Source organism: Burkholderia sp. HI2714 (genome assembly GCF_002223085.1).
Classification (GTDB): domain Bacteria; phylum Pseudomonadota; class Gammaproteobacteria; order Burkholderiales; family Burkholderiaceae; genus Burkholderia; species Burkholderia lata_D.
This window is the reverse complement of sequence record NZ_NKFM01000066.1, coordinates 66,523-83,853: the sequence shown is the minus strand read 5'-3', so window position 1 is coordinate 83,853 and position 17,331 is coordinate 66,523. Positions and strand designations below refer to the sequence as shown.

General features: G+C 68.1%; 19 protein-coding genes. 13 read left to right on the top strand and 6 right to left on the bottom strand.

Annotation, left to right across the window (positions count from 1 at the left end; translation table 11 throughout):
- Positions 1–87: 87 nt before the first annotated feature.
- From CFB82_RS36495 to CFB82_RS36485, 3 genes are all read right to left on the bottom strand, one after another.
- Positions 88–357, bottom strand: coding sequence for a hypothetical protein (locus CFB82_RS36495; RefSeq protein ID WP_089487205.1), 270 nt, complete (start codon positions 355–357; stop codon positions 88–90).
- Positions 358–461: 104 nt separating this feature from the next.
- Entirely contained in the window at positions 462–1,277 is an 816-nt protein-coding gene (locus CFB82_RS36490; RefSeq protein ID WP_089487204.1) for a family 1 encapsulin nanocompartment shell protein, read from the bottom strand.
- A 474-nt stretch (positions 1,278–1,751) separates the two neighbouring features.
- Positions 1,752–2,813: a Dyp-type peroxidase gene (locus CFB82_RS36485; RefSeq protein WP_089487203.1), complete on the bottom strand. Its 1,062-nt coding sequence runs from the start codon at positions 2,811–2,813 to the stop codon at positions 1,752–1,754.
- A gap of 364 nt (positions 2,814–3,177) precedes the next feature.
- Here CFB82_RS36485 and CFB82_RS36480 point away from each other — a divergent pair, with 364 nt between their 5' ends.
- The 6 genes from CFB82_RS36480 (at position 3,178) to CFB82_RS36455 (ending at position 6,887) form a co-directional block, all read left to right on the top strand.
- Positions 3,178–3,558, top strand: coding sequence for a LysR family transcriptional regulator (locus tag CFB82_RS36480; protein WP_089487202.1), 381 nt, complete (start codon positions 3,178–3,180; stop codon positions 3,556–3,558).
- Complete coding sequence (locus tag CFB82_RS36475; protein WP_089487201.1) at positions 3,555–4,004, top strand: phosphate-starvation-inducible protein PsiE; 450 nt, start codon at positions 3,555–3,557, stop codon at positions 4,002–4,004. Before CFB82_RS36480 ends, CFB82_RS36475 begins: the two co-directional genes overlap by 4 nt.
- Before the next feature lie 54 nt (positions 4,005–4,058).
- Entirely contained in the window at positions 4,059–4,256 is a 198-nt protein-coding gene (locus CFB82_RS36470) for a hypothetical protein (RefSeq protein ID WP_089487200.1), read from the top strand.
- A 68-nt stretch (positions 4,257–4,324) separates the two neighbouring features.
- Positions 4,325–4,780, top strand: coding sequence for a DUF1269 domain-containing protein (locus CFB82_RS36465; RefSeq protein ID WP_089487199.1), 456 nt, complete (start codon positions 4,325–4,327; stop codon positions 4,778–4,780).
- Between the two features lie 34 nt (positions 4,781–4,814).
- Positions 4,815–5,069 (top strand): hypothetical protein, encoded by a 255-nt coding sequence (locus CFB82_RS36460; protein ID WP_089487198.1) that lies wholly within the window; start codon positions 4,815–4,817, stop codon positions 5,067–5,069.
- Positions 5,070–5,462: 393 nt separating this feature from the next.
- Positions 5,463–6,887, top strand: coding sequence for an aminotransferase-like domain-containing protein (locus CFB82_RS36455; RefSeq protein WP_069249479.1), 1,425 nt, complete (start codon positions 5,463–5,465; stop codon positions 6,885–6,887).
- Positions 6,888–6,937: 50 nt separating this feature from the next.
- On the opposite strand, the gene CFB82_RS36450 is transcribed toward CFB82_RS36455, so the two are convergent.
- Entirely contained in the window at positions 6,938–8,098 is a 1,161-nt protein-coding gene (locus tag CFB82_RS36450) for an NAD-dependent formate dehydrogenase (RefSeq protein WP_089487197.1), read from the bottom strand.
- Positions 8,099–8,332: 234 nt separating this feature from the next.
- On the opposite strand from CFB82_RS36450, the gene CFB82_RS36445 reads away from it, so the two are divergent.
- Positions 8,333–9,865 (top strand): FAD-dependent oxidoreductase, encoded by a 1,533-nt coding sequence (locus CFB82_RS36445; protein WP_089487196.1) that lies wholly within the window; start codon positions 8,333–8,335, stop codon positions 9,863–9,865.
- Between the two features lie 37 nt (positions 9,866–9,902).
- Positions 9,903–10,280, top strand: a complete 378-nt coding sequence (locus CFB82_RS36440; protein WP_089449437.1) for a DUF5594 family protein — start codon at positions 9,903–9,905, stop codon at positions 10,278–10,280.
- Positions 10,281–10,318: 38 nt separating this feature from the next.
- Here CFB82_RS36440 and CFB82_RS36435 read toward each other — a convergent pair whose 3' ends face one another.
- On the bottom strand, positions 10,319–10,537 hold the full coding sequence (locus tag CFB82_RS36435; protein ID WP_027810598.1) for a DUF6566 family protein: 219 nt from the start codon (positions 10,535–10,537) through the stop codon (positions 10,319–10,321).
- A 134-nt stretch (positions 10,538–10,671) separates the two neighbouring features.
- Here CFB82_RS36435 and CFB82_RS36430 point away from each other — a divergent pair, with 134 nt between their 5' ends.
- From CFB82_RS36430 to CFB82_RS36415, 4 genes are all read left to right on the top strand, one after another.
- Positions 10,672–11,310: a MarC family protein gene (locus CFB82_RS36430; RefSeq protein ID WP_089487250.1), complete on the top strand. Its 639-nt coding sequence runs from the start codon at positions 10,672–10,674 to the stop codon at positions 11,308–11,310.
- Between the two features lie 45 nt (positions 11,311–11,355).
- A complete protein-coding gene (locus tag CFB82_RS36425; protein ID WP_089487195.1) occupies positions 11,356–11,820 on the top strand; it encodes a DUF1269 domain-containing protein in 465 nt (154 codons plus the stop codon).
- Between the two features lie 457 nt (positions 11,821–12,277).
- On the top strand, positions 12,278–13,645 hold the full coding sequence (locus tag CFB82_RS36420) for a sigma-54-dependent transcriptional regulator (protein WP_089487194.1): 1,368 nt from the start codon (positions 12,278–12,280) through the stop codon (positions 13,643–13,645).
- Between the two features lie 37 nt (positions 13,646–13,682).
- A complete protein-coding gene (locus tag CFB82_RS36415) occupies positions 13,683–15,989 on the top strand; it encodes a PAS domain-containing hybrid sensor histidine kinase/response regulator (protein ID WP_089487193.1) in 2,307 nt (768 codons plus the stop codon).
- Positions 15,990–16,098: 109 nt separating this feature from the next.
- Here the strand turns inward: CFB82_RS36415 and CFB82_RS36410 are convergent, their stop codons facing one another.
- Positions 16,099–16,530: a CBS domain-containing protein gene (locus CFB82_RS36410; protein WP_089487192.1), complete on the bottom strand. Its 432-nt coding sequence runs from the start codon at positions 16,528–16,530 to the stop codon at positions 16,099–16,101.
- A 491-nt stretch (positions 16,531–17,021) separates the two neighbouring features.
- Between CFB82_RS36410 and CFB82_RS36400 the strand changes: the two genes are divergently transcribed.
- Positions 17,022–17,327 carry a hypothetical protein gene (locus CFB82_RS36400; protein ID WP_069249488.1) on the top strand — a complete coding sequence of 102 codons (306 nt, stop codon included), beginning with the start codon at positions 17,022–17,024 and terminating at the stop codon, positions 17,325–17,327.
- The last annotated feature ends 4 nt before the right edge of the window (positions 17,328–17,331 follow it).

Genomic DNA, 17,331 nt, shown 5'->3' with positions numbered 1-17,331 from the left:
ACCGCAGACGATGCGTGTGTGGCGGCCGCAGGCGAGGGCGGGTTGCACGGTCCGGGCCGGACACGTCGCAACCGTGGTGTGCCGCGGTCAGTCCGGGAGGGTCATCGCGAGCCGCTGTCGGGCGATCCGCTTCACGTCCGTTGACAGTGCCGCATCCGCCAGGCCATTGGCCCAGACGGAGAACGAATCCTCGATCAGGTTGCGCGTGTCGGGCGGCAACTCCGCCAGGACCAGCGACAAGACGGTGAACAGCACGGCGGTGTCGCCGGCCTGGCTGCTCGCGTTCGCGTCGACCGCCTGCTTCAGGTGGTCGACCGACGCCTGCAGCGCTTGCAATGCTTCATTCGACTCGCTCATCACACACTCCATGCAAGATGGGTTTGATCGGCGACGAATAGGCGGCCGGCGGTGCGGCCGCTCGCGCGCGACGCCGGGTGGGCACCGCGCGCAGGCAACCGCGGTCAGGCCGCCGTGGTGCCCTGCGGCGCCACGGCCACCGATGCTTCGCTCGTGAGCATCAGGAACGTGAACGTTTCGCGCAGGTACAGGCGGACGACCTTGTCGGTATGACTCGTGTAGCCGATCGATACGTCTTCCCCGAGGTGCAGCTCGTAATCGCCGCCGCGCGTGGACAGCACGCAGCCGCCGCTGATCGCCGGCGCCCAGATGATCTCGCCGCTGACGATCCGCTTGATATGGCCGAGGACCGGATAGCCCTGGTCGCGCGCTTCACTGAGCGCCGTGTACGCATCCGAGCCGAGCACGACCGAGTACGGGCCGTCGACGCCGGCAAGCCGCAATGCCTCGAGCGCGTCGCTGATCGCGTCGGGGTAGGCGGCGACGTCCGCCGGCAGCGTGAGCTTGCGGTTCGACGTGCCTTCGCGGATGCCGAGAATGCCGGCGGCCGGGTAGCCGTCGAAAATCGCGCCGTCTTCGGCGAACGCGAGCCGCTGCGCGGCATCCTTCGCCGGTTGCCAGTCGGCGTCGCGCGCGCCGCGCTCGACGCTGTCGATCGCATCGCGGCTCAACTCGAACGGCACCGTCAGCTCGACGATCGTGCGGACTTCGCGCAGCCGCGCATTCACCAGCTCGCGCGGGGCGGCGACGTCGACGAGGTGCCCGGTGCCGACGGCCGACAGCTCGGGGCCTTCGGGGCCGTCGACGTCGACAACGCGGCGGCCGGCCACCGATCGTTTGAACGTGCGTGCCACTTCCTCCTCGATTTGCTCCCAGGCGGAGGACGAGATCGGGGCGAGTTCGCGGTGCAGGTTGTTCATGGGTTTTGGTTGCCTCACGTCAGCGAAAACACTTCATGGTTGGCCGATCGGCTGACGGACTGCGCCTGAGCCCGGCAAGCCGATCGCGGACGAAATGCATATTAGCAGGCTCTATTGACACCGCTGCAGCACAAATCGAAGCGACACCCTGCTGCGGCGCAACTGTTCTGCAATTCACGTGAGGGGAGAGGGAGTGCGCGGGTGCGGAACGCCGCGACCGTCGCTCGGGTCGCGCTCGATGGTGCGCCGAACCATTTCCGGTCGCGGGCCCATCGCGTGTCGTGCATTCTTACTAACATTCATCCGGCAGGGTTTCCGGACGCCGGGGCTCGGCGGCGTTCCGTTGCCCGGACCGAGCCCGGATGAATCATAGGCGCAGTCTATTGAAGCTTCACAACGAGTGGAGGTCGTTCATGGCACGCCAACCCGTCTCGCCCGGCGCGGGGTGGGCGCGCCGGACTTTGGCGATGTGCGTTACGACGGCACGCCTTTCAGCGAGCCGATTTTCAGCGAACCGTCGCGATGCGGCGCGGATGATGCCGGTTCCGGCTCCGCGGCATCGGCCGCCGGCGCCGCGCGATCGGCGAGCGCTTCGAGCAGGTCGGCGGACGGCACGAAGAACAGCGAGCCGGTGACCGCGCGGCTGTAGTCGAGCAGGCGGTCGTAGTTGCCGGGCGGGCGGCCGACGAACATGTTCTCGAGCATCTGCTCGATCGGCGCCGGCGAGCGCGCGTAGCCGATGAAGTAGGTACCGAATTCGCCCGCGCCCGGGCGCCCGAACGGCATGTTGTCGCGCAGGATCTTTACTTCCTTGCCGTCCTCGTCGAGCGTGGTCAGCGAGCTGTGCGAGCACGACGGCTTCACGTCCGGCGCGAGCTCGATGTCGGCGAGCTTGGTGCGGCCGATGATGCGCTCCTGCGTCTCGACCGCCAGCGCGTTCCAGCCGGCCATGTCGTGCAGGTACTTCTGCACGATCACGTAGCTGCCGCCCGCGAATTCGGCGTCCTCGTCGCCGATCACCGTGAAGTCGACCGCGTCGCGGCCTTCCGGGTTCTCGGTGCCGTCGACGAAGCCGATCATCGCGCGCTGATCGAAATTGCGGAAGCCGTGCACCTCGTCGACGACCGTGACGGCATCGCCGAGCGCGCCGAGCAGCTGCGTCGCGAGTTCGAAGCACAGGTCCATCGCTTCCGCGCGAATGTGCAGCAGGATGTCGCCCGGCGTCGCGACCGCGACGCGCTGGCCCGCGCCGAATTCACGGAACGGATGCAGCGCGGCGGGACGCGGGTTGCCGAACAGCGCATCCCATGCGTCGGCGCCGAAGCCGCACACGCAGGTGAGGTTGCCGCCCGGCACGCGCTTGCCGACCGAGCGCACGAGCGCGGCGATGTCGCCGCACCACGAGCGGATCGTATCGGCGTGGTCGGCGCCGGGATTGATCGTCGCCACGAGGAAGATCGCGCTGCGCGTGATCGTGCTGTGTACGTTTTGGGGGATCGGGGGAGGTGTCTGCATCGTGGCTTGCCGGTCAGTCATGTCGGGACGGTAGTGCCGTGGCGCGCGAGGGCGAACGGTTGAACTGTGTCATGCGACTGTTCTCTTGGTGTCATGCGGATGAAGGACGTTGCGCGGGCCTCGCGCAACGGGCCGCAGCGGTGGCGGCCGCACGGGGCGCGTGACCTGCCCGCGCCGCGTCACGTCGTCGAGCAAGCAATCTAGCAGCTTCGGCCGGTCTTTGGAACACGAATTGCGAAACTGTCATGCGAATGCGTCAAACAGGGCCGGATTTTGGCCGGCGCCCGCGCAGCTGTACTCCTGGCGCATGCGGCGCTGTGCTCTTGAGCGTGCGTGCCGCGTGCAGTAGATTAGGTCCCGCTGCGCCGCCACGAGGAGCGTCATCATGAACCTGCTGGAAGCGATGCGTGTGTATGTCGCGGTGGTCGAGCATGGCGGCCTGTCCGGTGCGGCGTCCGCGTTGCAACTCGACGAAGCGCAGGTGAGCGAACGGATCGACGGCGTCGAACGGTATCTCGGCTGCCGCCTGCTGCTGTGCCGCGACCACGACGACGTCGCCTGCACCGATGCGGGTGACGCGTTTCACGTGTGCTGCCGCCGGACGCTGTCCGCGGTCGAGCAGGCGACCGGCGCGGCCGGCCCGCATGCGCCCGATATGCCGGACAGGCCCGCTGCGCACGATACCGTGCATGTCGCCGCGCGCGACGCGACTTTCCCGCCGCCGCCCGGCGCCGTTCAAGCCTCATCACAGCGACTGTCACCTTGAATACGACCACCATTCCCTGCTCGCCCGCCGAGCGCATCCGCCGCCGCTTCGGCCATTTCCTGCACGCGGCCGAACTGGCCGGGCTGATCGTGATCGGGCTCGCGACCGCGTTCGCGATGGCGCAGGAGGCGTGGAAGGTCGTGCTCGCGGGCGAGGTGTCGCTGACCGACCTGCTGCTAATGTTCCTGTATCTGGAAGTGCTCGCGATGGACGTGCGTTACCTGCGGCTCGGCCGGTTGCCCGTGCGGTTTCCGCTGTTCATTGCGATGACGTCGCTCGCGCGCGACCTGATCCTGCGCGGCGCGACCGACAGCCCCGAACGGATGCTGATGACGACGTTCGGGATCGTGCTGCTTGCGGTCGGCGTGCTGATCCTGAGTTTCGGCCAGCACCGCTTCCCGGCCGACGTCGCCGATGTCGAGGACGATGCGCATGCGCGCAGGTAACGCGCGGGCGGCCGGCCGCATGCATGTTCGCTGTCCCTGCAAGGAGAGTGCCGGATGAGCACACATTCCGTCGAAACGAAACAGGCGATCGAGCTGCAGCGCGCGGCGTCGGACGCCTACCGGCTGGCGCGCGACACGCGCGATGCCGATCCGGCGCTCGCACGCGCGCCGTCCGTCGCCGGGTTGCAGCGAGAAGCTGCGTACGCGTATGCCGACGCGGCGCGTGCACGCGAGGCGGCCATCGGCGTCTGAATCGAACCCCGGCGTGCCGCATCGGGTGCGGCCGCTGCCCCTGACCATTCAACCGAGCGAGGTATCGCATGACCAAGCAACTGATCGTCGCCGTGTTCGGCAGCGTCGACACGGCCCGCCAGGCCGCGAACGATTTCGAGGCGCTGTCGGAGAAGGACGAAGGATTCCACGTCGAGAACGGCGTCGTCGTCGAGAAGGACGCGACCGGCAAGCTCGCGGTCCTCCACGCCGAATCGCGGCCGTTCAAGGGCGGCGTGATCGGCGCGATCGCGGGCGGCTTGCTCGGCCTGCTCGCGGGGCCGCTCGGCGTGGTCACCGGCATGGCGGCCGGTGCGGGCGCCGGCATTCTCGCGGAAGCGGCCGGTAATGCGCTGCTCGACGGCACGTTCGTCGAGACGGTGGCCGCGCGGCTCGTGCCCGGCAGCGTCGCGGTCATCCTGGAAGCGAAGGAGGACACGCCGTTCTCGGTAGACAACGTCGTGACGGGATTCGGCGGCAAGGTGTTTCGCCAGTCGCTCGACTGAGCGTGTCGTTGTCGAACCGTAACGGGAGAACCGCATGCGCATCGAACAATCGTACCGTCGCTTCGACATCGCGGCGACGCTGTCGCCGCTGCCCGGCCACGGCAACCGCGCGATCGCGAGCGTCGATGTGACGACCGACGATCCGGTCCGCCTCGCCGATCTCGGCACCGGGCAATTCCTGCAGATCCGCAAGTGGGTCGAGTCGAACGACATTGCACTGCTGACGGTGGTGTTCGACGAGTGCAAGGTCGCGATCGATCACTACGCGGACAACGTCGACGACGCTTGAGCGCACGCGGGGCCCGCGTGTGACCGGGCTTCGCATGACTGGCCGCCCGATGGCCGTCGGCAAACCGCGACGCCGCGCGTCGGCACCGCGCCCGGCGAATGCCTGCCACGCGATCGCGCGGGGCCGTTTGACGTCGCGTTTCAATCTGTTCACCACGCCGGCCGGATTTCACGTTTCCTCGCCAAACTGTCACTTACATTCGTCGAAATGACGCAGTAGGATGCCGAACCTTGTCTTGATGAGATTCGCATTGCTATCCGCCTTCAATTTCGATAACGGACGAGGTTCGCACCGGGACGCCCGCGCCCGGGCACGGCTATCCGGCTTCGTGCACCGGCGCGGCCACGCCGCCCGTGCATCGCACGCCGGTTCACCGTTGGCGGGGCGAGGCGGATGAAGCTCTACGAGAAATTTGCAAACGACATAGAGAGACTCATCCGGCAGGGCGTATATCGACACGGCGATCGTGTCCCTTCCGTGCGGCAGGCGAGCCAGCAGCACCGGATCAGCATCACGACCGTGCTGCATGCGTATCTGCTGCTGGAAAGCCGCGGGCTGCTCGAAAGCCGCCCGCAGTCGGGCTATTTCGTGAACCTGCGGCGCGACGACAGCCATGCGCCGGTGCGTGAGCTGCGGCCGTCGAAGCCGATCGCGATCTCGTCGTCGGTCGACGTGAGCCGGCTGGTGCTGTCGACGCTGCGCTCGATCGGCACCGACGACGCGGTGCCGCTCGGCTCGCCGTATCCGGACCCGAGCCTGTTTCCGTTCGAGAAGCTGAACCGCTATGCGTATGCGGCCGGCCGCGACAAGTCGCTGTGGGGTGTGACGGACGGGCTGCCGCCGGGCCATCCGCGGCTGATCCGGCAGATCGCACGCCGCTACCTGGAAAACGGGATGTCGGTGGACCCGAACGAGATCATCGTGACGGTCGGCGCGACGGAGGCGATCAACCTGTGCCTGCAGGCCGTTGCAAAACCGGGCGATACGATCGCGGTGGAGTCACCGACGTTCTACGCGATGCTGCACGCGATCGAGCGGATGGGAATGAAGGCGATCGAGGTGGCGACGCATCCGGAATACGGGATCGACATTGCCGCGTTGGCCGCGATCGCGAAGTCGCAGCCGATCGCCGCATGCATGGTGATGCCGAACTTTCAGAACCCGCTCGGCTTCCAGATGCCCGACGAGCGCAAGCGCGAGCTGGTCGAGTTCGCCGCGAAAGCCGACCTGCCGATCATCGAGAACGGCGTGTACAACGAACTGTACTTCGGCAACATGCATCCGAGCACGCTGAAGTCGTTCGACCGGCACGACATCGTGCTGCACTGTTCGTCGTTCTCGAAGAGCCTGACGGCCGCGTACCGGATCGGCTGGGCGCTGCCGGGCCGCTATCGCGAGCAGGTCGAGAAGCTGAAATTCCTGAACACGCTCGCGACGCCGTCGTTGCCGCAGCTCGCGATCGCGGAGTTTCTCGAACGCGACGGCTACGAGCATCACCTGCGGCGGATTCGCAAGGCGTATGCGCAGCAGGCGAACCTGATGCGCACGATGGTGTCGCGGTTCTTTCCAGAGGGCACGCGCATCTCGAGCCCGGCGGGCGGGTACGTGCTGTGGATCGAGCTGCCTGCGCAGATCGACGCGATGCGGCTGTACCAGCTCGCGCTGGAGCAGGGGATCACGATCGGGCCCGGCTACATGTTCTCGATCACGGACAGCTACCGGAACTTCATCCGGCTGAACTACAGCAGTCCGTGGTCGCCGGAGATCGAGCAGGCGGTGATCGCGGTCGGCAAGCTCGCCGCCTACTGCCTCGACTGAGTGATCCGCCGCGAGCCGCGCGTCGTGCGGCGTGCGGCGCGTGCGCAGCGTCAGGTCAGCCGGTACGACTGCGCGCCCGTTCCCGCGAGCGTGCCGCCGTCGACGATCAGGTATTCGTTGCGGATCGGCTTGCCGTCGAACCAGCATTGCAGGATCTCCAGCGTGCCGGCCGCGTAGCGTGCCTGCGCGGACAACGACGTGCCGGAGATGTGCGGGGTCATCCCGTTGAACGGCATCGTGCGCCACGGGTGATCGGCCGGCGCCGGCTGCGGAAACCACACGTCGCCGCCGTAGCCCGCGAGATGCCCGGACGTGACGGCATTCACGACCGCGTCGCGGTCGACCAGCTTGGCGCGCGCGGTGTTGATCAGGTACGCGCCACGCTTCATGCGCGCGATCATCGCCGCGTCGAACAGGTGCTCGGTCGACGGGTACAGCGGGATCTGTAGGTTGACGATGTCGACGGCGCTCGCGAGCGACGCGGCATCGGCATGATACGTGAGCCCGAGTGCCTGCTCGACCGACGCATCGAGCCGGTGGCGCTGCGTGTAGTGCAGATGCAGCCCGAACGGCTGCAGCCGGCGCAGCACGGCGAGCCCGATACGCCCCGCGCCGACCGTGCCGAAATGCATGCCTTCGACGTCGTAGCTGCGCGACACGCAGTCGGCAATGTTCCAGCCGCCTTGCTGCGCGATCGCATGCGACGGCAAGTAGTTGCGCACCAGCGCGAGCGTCGTCATCACCACGTGCTCGGCCACGCTGATGCTGTTCGAGCCGGTGACTTCGGCGACGGTGATGTGCGCGCGCGCGGCGGCGTCGAGATCGACGTGATCGGAGCCGATGCCGGCCGTCAGCGCGAGCTTCAGCTTCGGCGCGCGGGCGATCCGTTCGGCCGTCAGGTACGCGGGCCAGAACGGCTGCGAGATCACCACGTCCGCTTCGGGCAGCCGGCGCTCGAATTCGGAGTCGGGGCCGTCCTTGTCGCTCGTGACGATCAGCGTGTGGCCGTGCGCCTCCATGTAGGCGCGCAAGCCGAGTGCGCCGGACACCGAGCCGACGAGTTCGCCGGGACGAAAGCCGGGCAGCCCGGCCGGCGTCGGCGCGGTCTGTCCGTCCGCGTAGTGCGTGATGACCGGAATCGCATCGCGCACGTAGCGCGGCGGATAGCCGTCCACGGGATCGGGGTACAGCACGCACAGGACGGTGGCCATCGGGTAGTACTCCTGGTGACGGGGGAAGGCGGCACGCGGCTTGCGCAGGAGGCGTGGCGTGCGCCGCCGGCCGCTGCCGTGTTGCGCCGCAACGTTGATGACGTTCTACGCCCGTCATGGGTCTCGTACAAGCTACAGTGCGTGTTTGCGTGCGCTGCGGGGACGTCTGTACCTGTTCTTTTCAGGAGGGATGTCGATAATGGGATCGTTACCTGACTTTTCGGGAGCCACGTCATGACTGCTAGCGACGATTCGTCGTCACGCCCCGATCTCACGCAAGGCATCGCGCTCGACGAGCTCGCCGACGGCGCAATGATCGAGGGCCATGTCGGCGACGCGGCGGTGCTGCTCGTGCGCCGCGCCGATGAACTGTTTGCCGTGGGCGCGCAGTGTCCGCACTATGGCGCGCCGTTGGCCGACGGCCTGCTGGAGGGCGACACGATCCACTGCCCGTGGCATCACGCGGCATTCTGCCTGCGCACCGGCGAGCTGCTACGCGCGCCGGCGCTCGACGGGCTGCCGTGCTGGCGCGTCGAACGCCGCGACGGCCGCGCCGTCGTGCTCGATGAACGGCCGGCCGCCGTGCCGCCGGTGCTCAATGCGGCCGGACTGCCCGCGTCGGTGGTGATCGTCGGCGGCGGCGCGGCGGCCATCGCGGCCGCGGTGACGCTGCGGCAGGAAGGCTATCCGCATCCCGTCACGCTGCTCACGGCCGATGCCGATCCGCCGTACGACCGGCCGAACCTGTCGAAAGACTATCTCGCCGGCACGGCCGATGCCGACTGGCTGCCGCTGCGTGCGCCGTCGTTCTATGCGGACCATCACATCGACGTGCGGTGCGGCACGCGTGTCGTACGAATCGATCCCGCGCAGCAGGCAGTCGAACTGGCCGACGGCAGCCGCGTCGGATACGGCGCGCTGCTGCTTGCAACGGGGGCCGAGCCGAACCGGCTGACGGTGCCCGGTGCGGATCTGCCGCACGTGTGCGTGCTGCGCTCGCGCGCCGATTGCGACGCACTGATCGGCAAGCTGAAAACGACGCGTCGCTGCGTCGTGGTCGGCGCGAGCTTCATCGGGCTCGAAGCGGCCGCCGCGCTGCGCACGCGCGGGCTCGACGTGCAGGTCGTCGCGCCTGATGCGCATCCGATGGCGCGCGTGCTCGGCGAAGCGCTCGGCAACACGATCCAGACACTGCACGAGTCGCACGGCGTGGTGTTCCATCTCGGTGCGACACCCGCGCGGATCACGCCCGACAGCGTGACGCTGTCGACCGGCGACGTGCTGCCGGCCGATCTCGTGGTGGTCGGCATCGGCGTGCATCCGAACGTGGCGCTCGCGCAGGACGCGGGGCTGGCCGTCGACCGCGGTGTGACGGTCGACCGCTTCCTTCAGACGAGTGCGCCCGGTATCTATGCGGCCGGCGACATCGCGCGCTGGCCCGATCCGCTGACGGGCGAGCGGATTCGCGTCGAGCACTGGGTCGTCGCCGAGCGGCAGGGCATCGCCGCCGCGCGCAACCTGCTCGGACAGCAGCGGCCGTTCGACGCGGTGCCGTTCTTCTGGACCCAGCATTACGACCTGACGGTCAACTACGTCGGGCATGCGGAGCAATTCGATCGTGTCGAGATCGATGGCGACCTCGGCGCGCACGATTGTTCGATCGCGTACTGGCGCGGCAACACGCGGCTCGCGGTCGCGACGGTCGGCCGCGATCTCGACAGCCTGAAGGCGGAAGCGGCATTCGAGCGGCGGATTGCGGCCGCGTGACAGCGGTGTGACGACATGATTCAAACCTGGAGGCGAGATGAATCCCGATGTGCGTGCACGTTTCGAAACCGAGTTTGCGCCGCGCATCGCGGCGCGCGTGCTCGGCCTGTATCAGCCTGGCGAAGTGAGGGTGGACGTCGTGCCGCACGACGGGCAGGGCAGCCCGACCTGTGTCGACGTGATCGGCCTCACGTCGACGGTCGGATTGCCGAACCGGCTGAACGCACGGCTCGCGTGGCGTGACGACGCGATCGATGCGTTGCTGGCCGAGCCCGACCGCAGCCGCTTCGACCGCTATCTCGCGGCGCTGCCGGTCACGATCGAACGCTGGCAGATGGAGCTGCCGGTCGATTTCAGCACGCGCACCCAGCGCGATCGCGAGATCCTGATCGGCGATCTGGATTTCGATGCGTGAAACGCGCCGTGCGATGCGCGCGGATGAGCCGGTTGCCGCTACCGGTCGCGTGTCTTGATGATCACGCGGCCCTGGTCGATGCCGCCGCGCAGTGCTTCGTCGCACGTGAGCCATTCGGGTGTGACGAGCTCGGGCGCGGGCAGGTCGACCGGCGCGCCGTCGCGGAAGATCCGCACCTGCGCGACCCACGCGCCGTTCGCGTTGCGCGTCGCGTCGACGCGAATCTCGTGACCCATGAAGGTGTCGGTGGCTTGCATCGGTCGGGGCCCTCCGTCGTACGTGAACGCGGTGCGTCGATCGTAGCAGCATGGCGTGCGCCGTGCATCCGAAACGAAGCGGAACCTGCGCGCGATTCGATGCACGTGTCGACGCGCGAGACGGGAGCGAACCTGTGGCCTTCGACCTGACCTTTTCGATCAAGGTGTTCGCGGCGCTGTTCGCGATCATGAACCCGATCGCGAACATTCCCGTGTTCCTGTCGCTGACCGACGGCGCGGCGGACGGCGAGCGCCGCAAGGTCGCGCTGACGGCCGCGATCGGCGTGACGGTCGGCTGCATCGTGTCGGCGGTCGCGGGTGGCGCGATCCTGCATGTGTTCGGCCTGACGATCGACGATTTCCGCCTCGCGGGCGGGCTGCTGGTGCTGCTGATCGCGCTGTCGATGCTGCACGGCGCGCCGAGCCGCCAGCATTCGCCGGGCGACGACGAAGGCGCCGATCCGGCCGCGGCCGAGCGCGTCGCGATCTATCCGCTGACGATCCCGCTGCTCGTCGGCCCCGGCACGATCGCGACGATGATCGTGCTCGGGCACAGCGCGTTCTCGACCGGGCAGGAAATCGCGTTCGCGCTCGGGCTCGCCGCGTTTCTCGTGTTGCTGGCCGTCTCGCTGCTGTCGGCACCGCTGATCGGCCATTACCTGTCGCCGCGCGTGACGGCGGTGACGCAACGACTGATGGGCATGATTCTCGCGGCGATCGCGATGCAGATGATCGTCGCGAGCCTGAAGGCCGCGTTCGGGCTGCCGCATTGAGCGCGGCGCATCCGGAAGCGGCCGCCTGAATTCACGGAGTGGCTGATGAATACGTTGATCGTGTTGTCCTATCCCGACCTCGCGGCCGCCCATCGCGCGCTCGCCGAACTCGATACGTTGCGCGACCGGCACGTCGTCGCGCTGTCGGGGGTGGCGATCGTTGAATGCGCGACCGATGGACACTTGCACGCGCATGCGGTCGACCCCGATCGCTCGCCGCCCGCGTCGCTGCTCGACAGCGTGGTCGAGCACATCGAATCGTCGCTCGATGCGTGGCGCGAGAAGCCGGTGGACGACGCACTGATCGACCGCGTCGCGCGCAAGGCGCGCCCCGGCACCGTGTCGCTCGGGCTGGCCGCGACGCAACTCGATATCTACGCGCTGAGCACGGCGCTCGCACCGTTCGGCGGAGACGTGATCGACACGACGCTGTCGATCGACGACGAACTGAAGCTCGTCGAAGCGATTTCGAACGCGCGCGACGGCGGCAGCCAGGCCACAATCGACTGACGGATCGACGAATCGGATAGAACGCCCGATGCGCGGCAAGTGACGCAGCAGGGTCGGAATCGAACGCCATCGAGCGGCCACGATCGTCATCCGACGATTTCGACATGCGAAAAATCGGACCGGAAACTTTGACCGCTCGGCGCGTCGAAGCGCGCAAAAGACGCGATGGGGACGACTTCACGCCGCATGACCCCTTTTAAACGATGACGTTCTTACCGATTGCGGTGCATTGAATCCGGCAATGCAGGTGGCGTGCGCGGATAGATTTATTCGATGATCGACGAATGCGCGACATGCCTCTCCTATACTGACAGGGACAGCTTTTCACGGGAGGACAGCCAATCGGCACGAGTGCATCGATCATGCCGTATCGTCGTGCGACCGGTGGCCAGACCTCGCTGCAACCTGCCGCGGTCCCGGCAGCTACGCGCGCCGGGCCGCTTCACAAGGAGCCACGATGCCCTACGTCCTGATCGTCGAAGACGATGCCGATACGCGGACGATGCTCGCAACGCTCGCACGCACGCAGCAGCTTGCCTGCGATACGGCCGCGACGCTCGAGGAAGCGCGCACGCTCGTGTCGACGAATACCCCCGATCTCGTGCTCTGCGATCTCGTGCTGCCAGACGGCAACGGGATGGATCTGTTCGATGCGTTGCCGAAGCATTCGCACTGCGAAATGGTGCTGACCACCGGCCACGCGAGCCTCGAAACCGCGATCGACGCACTGCGGCGCGGCGCGACCGACTACCTGGTGAAGCCGCTCAACATGCAGCGGTTGAACAGCATCTTCGCGCGCGTGCCGCGCACCACCGCGCTGCATGAAGAGATTGCCGAACTGCGCTCGGAACTGCAGCGGCTCGGCCGCTTCGGCCGCATGCTCGGCAGCTCGCCGGCGATGCAGACCGTCTACGACGCGATCGGCCGCGTGGCGCGCACCGAGGCGTCGGTGCTGCTGACGGGCGAATCGGGCACCGGCAAGGAGCTGGCCGCGCAGACGGTGCACGACCTGAGCCTGCGCCGCCGTGGTCCGTTCCTCGCGGTGAACTGCGGCGCGATTGCCGCGAACCTCGTCGAGAGCGAGATGTTCGGCCACGACCGCGGCAGCTTCACGGGCGCGGAGCGCCAGCACAAGGGCTTCTTCGAACGCGCGGACGGCGGCACGCTGTTTCTCGACGAGATCACCGAGATGCCGCTCGAGTCACAGGTCAAGCTGCTGCGCGTGCTCGAGACGGGGCGCCTCACGCGGCTCGGCTCGACGCGCGAGATCGATGTCGACGTGCGCATCGTCGCGGCGACCAACCGCGACCCGGAGGCCGCGATGGCCGACGGCAAGCTGCGGCCCGACCTGTTCCACCGGATCAACGTGTTCCCGATCCCGCTGCCGTCGCTGCGCGAGCGCGGCGACGACATCCCGATGCTGGCCGATGCATTCCTGCAGCAGTTCAACGCCGAAAGCGGCCGGAACCTGCGCTTCGCGCCGGCCGCGCGCGACGCGCTGAAGACCTATGCGTGGCCCGGCAACGTACGCGAGCTGCGCAACTTCGTGCAGCGCGCGAGCATCTTCTGCGACGCGGACGTAATCGATACGCTGCCGCCGCCGATCATGGACGAACTGTCGAACCTGGCCGATTCGCACGAGGATCGTGTGACCGTGCCGTTCGGCACGTCGCTCGAGGAAGCCGACCGCAAGCTGATCCTCGGCACCATCGCGCAATGCGGCGGCGTGAAGGCGCAGGCGGCCGACGTGCTCGACGTCAGCCTGAAAACGATCTACAACCGGCTCGCGCAGCTCGAAGACGAGGCGGACAAGCCGGAATCCTGATGCCGTCGCGACCGACCCGCCAGCAGGAGCGTGATCGATGATCGATATTTCGCGGACCCGCGCCGGCAACTACGTCACGGCCGTGATGCTGGTTGCGATCGCCACCGTGCTGCAGGCGCTCGCGATCCGCTTCGGCGGCGTGAACCTGCCGCTCGTCCTCTACTATCCGCTGCTCGCGGGCGCCGCGTGGGCGACGTCGTTCCTGTTCGGGATGGGCGCGACCGTCGTCAGCGGCCTGCTCGTGTGGACGCTGTTCCTCTCGGATCCCGCGGCCTATACGCAGCCGCTGCCCGATCGGCTCGTGCAGCTCGGCACCTTCGTGCTGATCTGCGCGCTTGTCTGCGCGATCGCGGCGATGCTGCGCCACGCGCGCTTCACGAACGATGCGGCGGTGCGGCGCGAAGCGGCCGCGCGCCGGCGGCTCGAAGCCGTGCTGCAGGCGCTGCCGCATGGCGTGATCGCCACCGATACGAACGGGCGGGTCACCTACATCAACGCCGCCGCGGCCGCGCTCGTCGGCTGCCGGCCGGACGATGCGATGGGCCGCGCCGCGCGCGACGTGCTGCGGATCGTCGATCGCGACGGCCGGCGCATTCAATCGACACCGCTCGATCTCGCGCTCGGCGGCGAGGGTGTCGTGTCGGATCGCCACTGGCTGCAGGCGGAGGGGAGCGAGCCGGTGCCGATCGTCGAGGTGGCCTCGCCGCTCCGCGATTCGGACGGCAACGTCGATGGCGCCGTGCTGCTGCTGCGCGCCGCCGAAGCGGACCGTTCGCGGGTCGATGCGTCGCGGTTGCAGCGCGCCGTCGTCGATGCGTCGCCCGACGCGATCGTGGGCATCGATATCGACGGCCGCATCGTCAGCTGGAACCCGGCCGCGCAACGCATGTTCGGCTATGACGAAAGCGCTGCGCATGGGCGCACGTTCGAATCGCTGGTGGCGATGCGCTGGCTGAAACGCAAGCCGCTCGTCCAGTCGTTCGACGACATGCACGCAGCGGTCGGGCCGATCGACCTGCTGTGTGTGCGGCGCGATGGCCGGCGCTTTCGTGCGACCGTGTCGGCGGGCCCGGTACGCGGCGACGCGCGTGCCGCCGTCGCGCTGTCGCTGACGCTGCGCGAGGCCGGCGCGCAGCGCCGTCATGACCTGCGCGCGCAGCGGTCGCTGCAGGGTGCACGCGATGCGCGCGACCAGGCCGATACGTCGAACCGGCTGAAGGACGAACTGCTCGCGACGGTGTCGCACGAGCTGCGCACGCCGCTGAACGTGATCTACGGCTGGGTCGAGGTGCTGCGCAATTCGGGCGACAGCGCGCTGCAGCAGCAGGCGATCGACGCGATCGACCGCAGCGCGCGCTCGCTCACGCGGATGGTCGGCGACATCCTCGACGCGTCGTCGCTCGCCACCGGCAAGCTGCAGCTCGACGCGATGCCGGTGGACGTCGTGCGGCTGTTCTCCGATTCGGTCGGTGCGTTCCAGACGGCCGCGGCGTCGGCCGGCATCGTGCTCGAATTCGACTGTGCGGCGCCGACCTGCGTGGTGTCGGGCGATGCCGAGCGCTTGCGGCAGATGCTGTCGAACCTCGTGTCGAACGCACTCAAGTTCACGCCGTCTGGCGGCAGCGTGACGGTCGGGCTCGCGCGCAACGACGCGCGGGTGGTGCTGACCGTGCGCGACACGGGGCAGGGCATCGTGCCGGCGTTCCTGCCGTACGTGTTCGACATGTTCCGCCGCGCGGATGATTCGCCGGCGTCGTCGCGGCGCGGGCTCGGCCTCGGCCTGTCGATCGTGCGGCATATCGCCGAGCTGCACGGCGGCGGCGTCACGGTCGAGAGTGCGGGCCGCAATCGCGGTGCGACGTTTACGGTGACGCTGCCGGCCGGCTGGCCGCCGGTCGGCGCGATGGCGTGGGGGAGTGCGCACATGGACGGCCTGCGCGCGCCGCTGACGCTCGCTACGCAACGCATCCTGATCGTCGACGACGATCCGACGACACGCGAGAGCCTCACCGCCGCGCTGACGACGTTCGGCGCGGCCGTCGCGATCGCGTCGACGGGCCGTGAAGCGCTCGCGGTGGCCGCCGACCTGCGGCCGACCATCGTGCTGTCCGATCTCGCGATGCCCGATGGCGACGGCTTCTGGCTGCTCGACGCGTTGCGGCGCGCCGGCATGAACGGCGGCGGCGGGCCGCCCGGCATGCGGGTGCTCGCCGTGACCGCGCATGCGGGCCTGGCCGACGAACGCCGCGCGCTCGAGGCCGGGTTCGACGGCTATCTGTGCAAGCCGGTCGACGTGCGCGAACTGGCGGACAAGATCTCGCGCGTGACGAAGCAGGACGGCTGACGCGGCGGCCGTTCGTCGTTGCCGTGTTGCAACGGCCCGTTCCGGTGATGCGGGGCCGACCTCGACCGGAGGCCGGCAGGCTGCATCCCACGCGGCATTCGATGCGCGATCACGTCCGCTTCGGCTGCGACACGCCTTCGAGCGTGTTCGCCACGTCGTCGCGCGCCGGGCCGGCCGAGCGCGTCGCGATGTCCGCGAGCGACAACATGCCGACCAGCCGCTTGTCGTGGTCGACGACCGGCAGGCGCCGCAACTGCGCATCGGCCATGTAATGCTGGACTTCGTCCAGCGAATCGTCCTCGAAATACCATTCGATCGGGCCCGACGCGACTTCCTGAATCCGCGTCTCCGGCGGCTTGCCGACCGAGATCGCGCGCACCGCGAGGTCGCGGTCCGTCACCATCCCCACCAGCCGGTCGTTGTCGCACACGGGGAGCGCGCCGACGTCGTAGCGCTCCATCAGTTGCGCCGCATGGCGGATCGAATCGGTCGGCGCGATGCGCACGACGTCCTGCGACATGATTTCGTTGACGCGATGCATGACGACCTCCTGGCGGGTTGGATGGGGTGATTCCTCTGCGGATTCGGCAAACCGCATGCCGTCCGGCACGGGCGGCCCGTCATTCGCTGCTGCGTTTGCGCGGGATCTGCCGAGGGCTTTCGTCTTTCGTCATGCGTATCGCGTAACGCCGCCCGTCGCGGGCGGGTCGCTCGCGGGAACGTGTCTTCGAGCTGCGGGTCGACAGGGCATTCCGAATGACGAATGACGCGTGCGCGTGTGGTCCCGATGCTTCCGCGACCGCGACGGATCGGCTCGTCGTTCGTGCACCGGCGCGTCATGGCCGGGCCGGGCCGAATCCTTCATGGCAACGCGCCCGCGGACGACGATGACGCGAACGTTTCCGCAACGACCATGCCCGGGATTGGCACGCGGCACGGGACTTGCCGTATCGACGGGGATGACGACGAAGATGACGACGACCACGCGCGCCGCGACCAGTGCCGGCCGTGCGCACATCACACGGAGGCACGATGTCGATTCCAAAACGGCGAGAGGGCGTGCGCTACGAGCTCAACGTTTGCGGCGGCGGGTTCGATTCGGTGAAGAGCCACTTCAAGGAATGGAAGAGCGAACCGCTGATCTACCGGCCCGAGCGCCGGATGTTCGAGGGCAAGGCTGATGTACGGCCGCTCGGAGAAGAGACGTTCGGCTCGACCGAGCCGGCGAGATTCGCGCTGCAGCGTGCGTGCGAGCCCGCCGACACGTATGCGCTCGCGGCACGCGTGCGCGACGACGGCCGCGAGCTGTGGCTCGTGATGGCCGCGTACGACGCATAGCGGC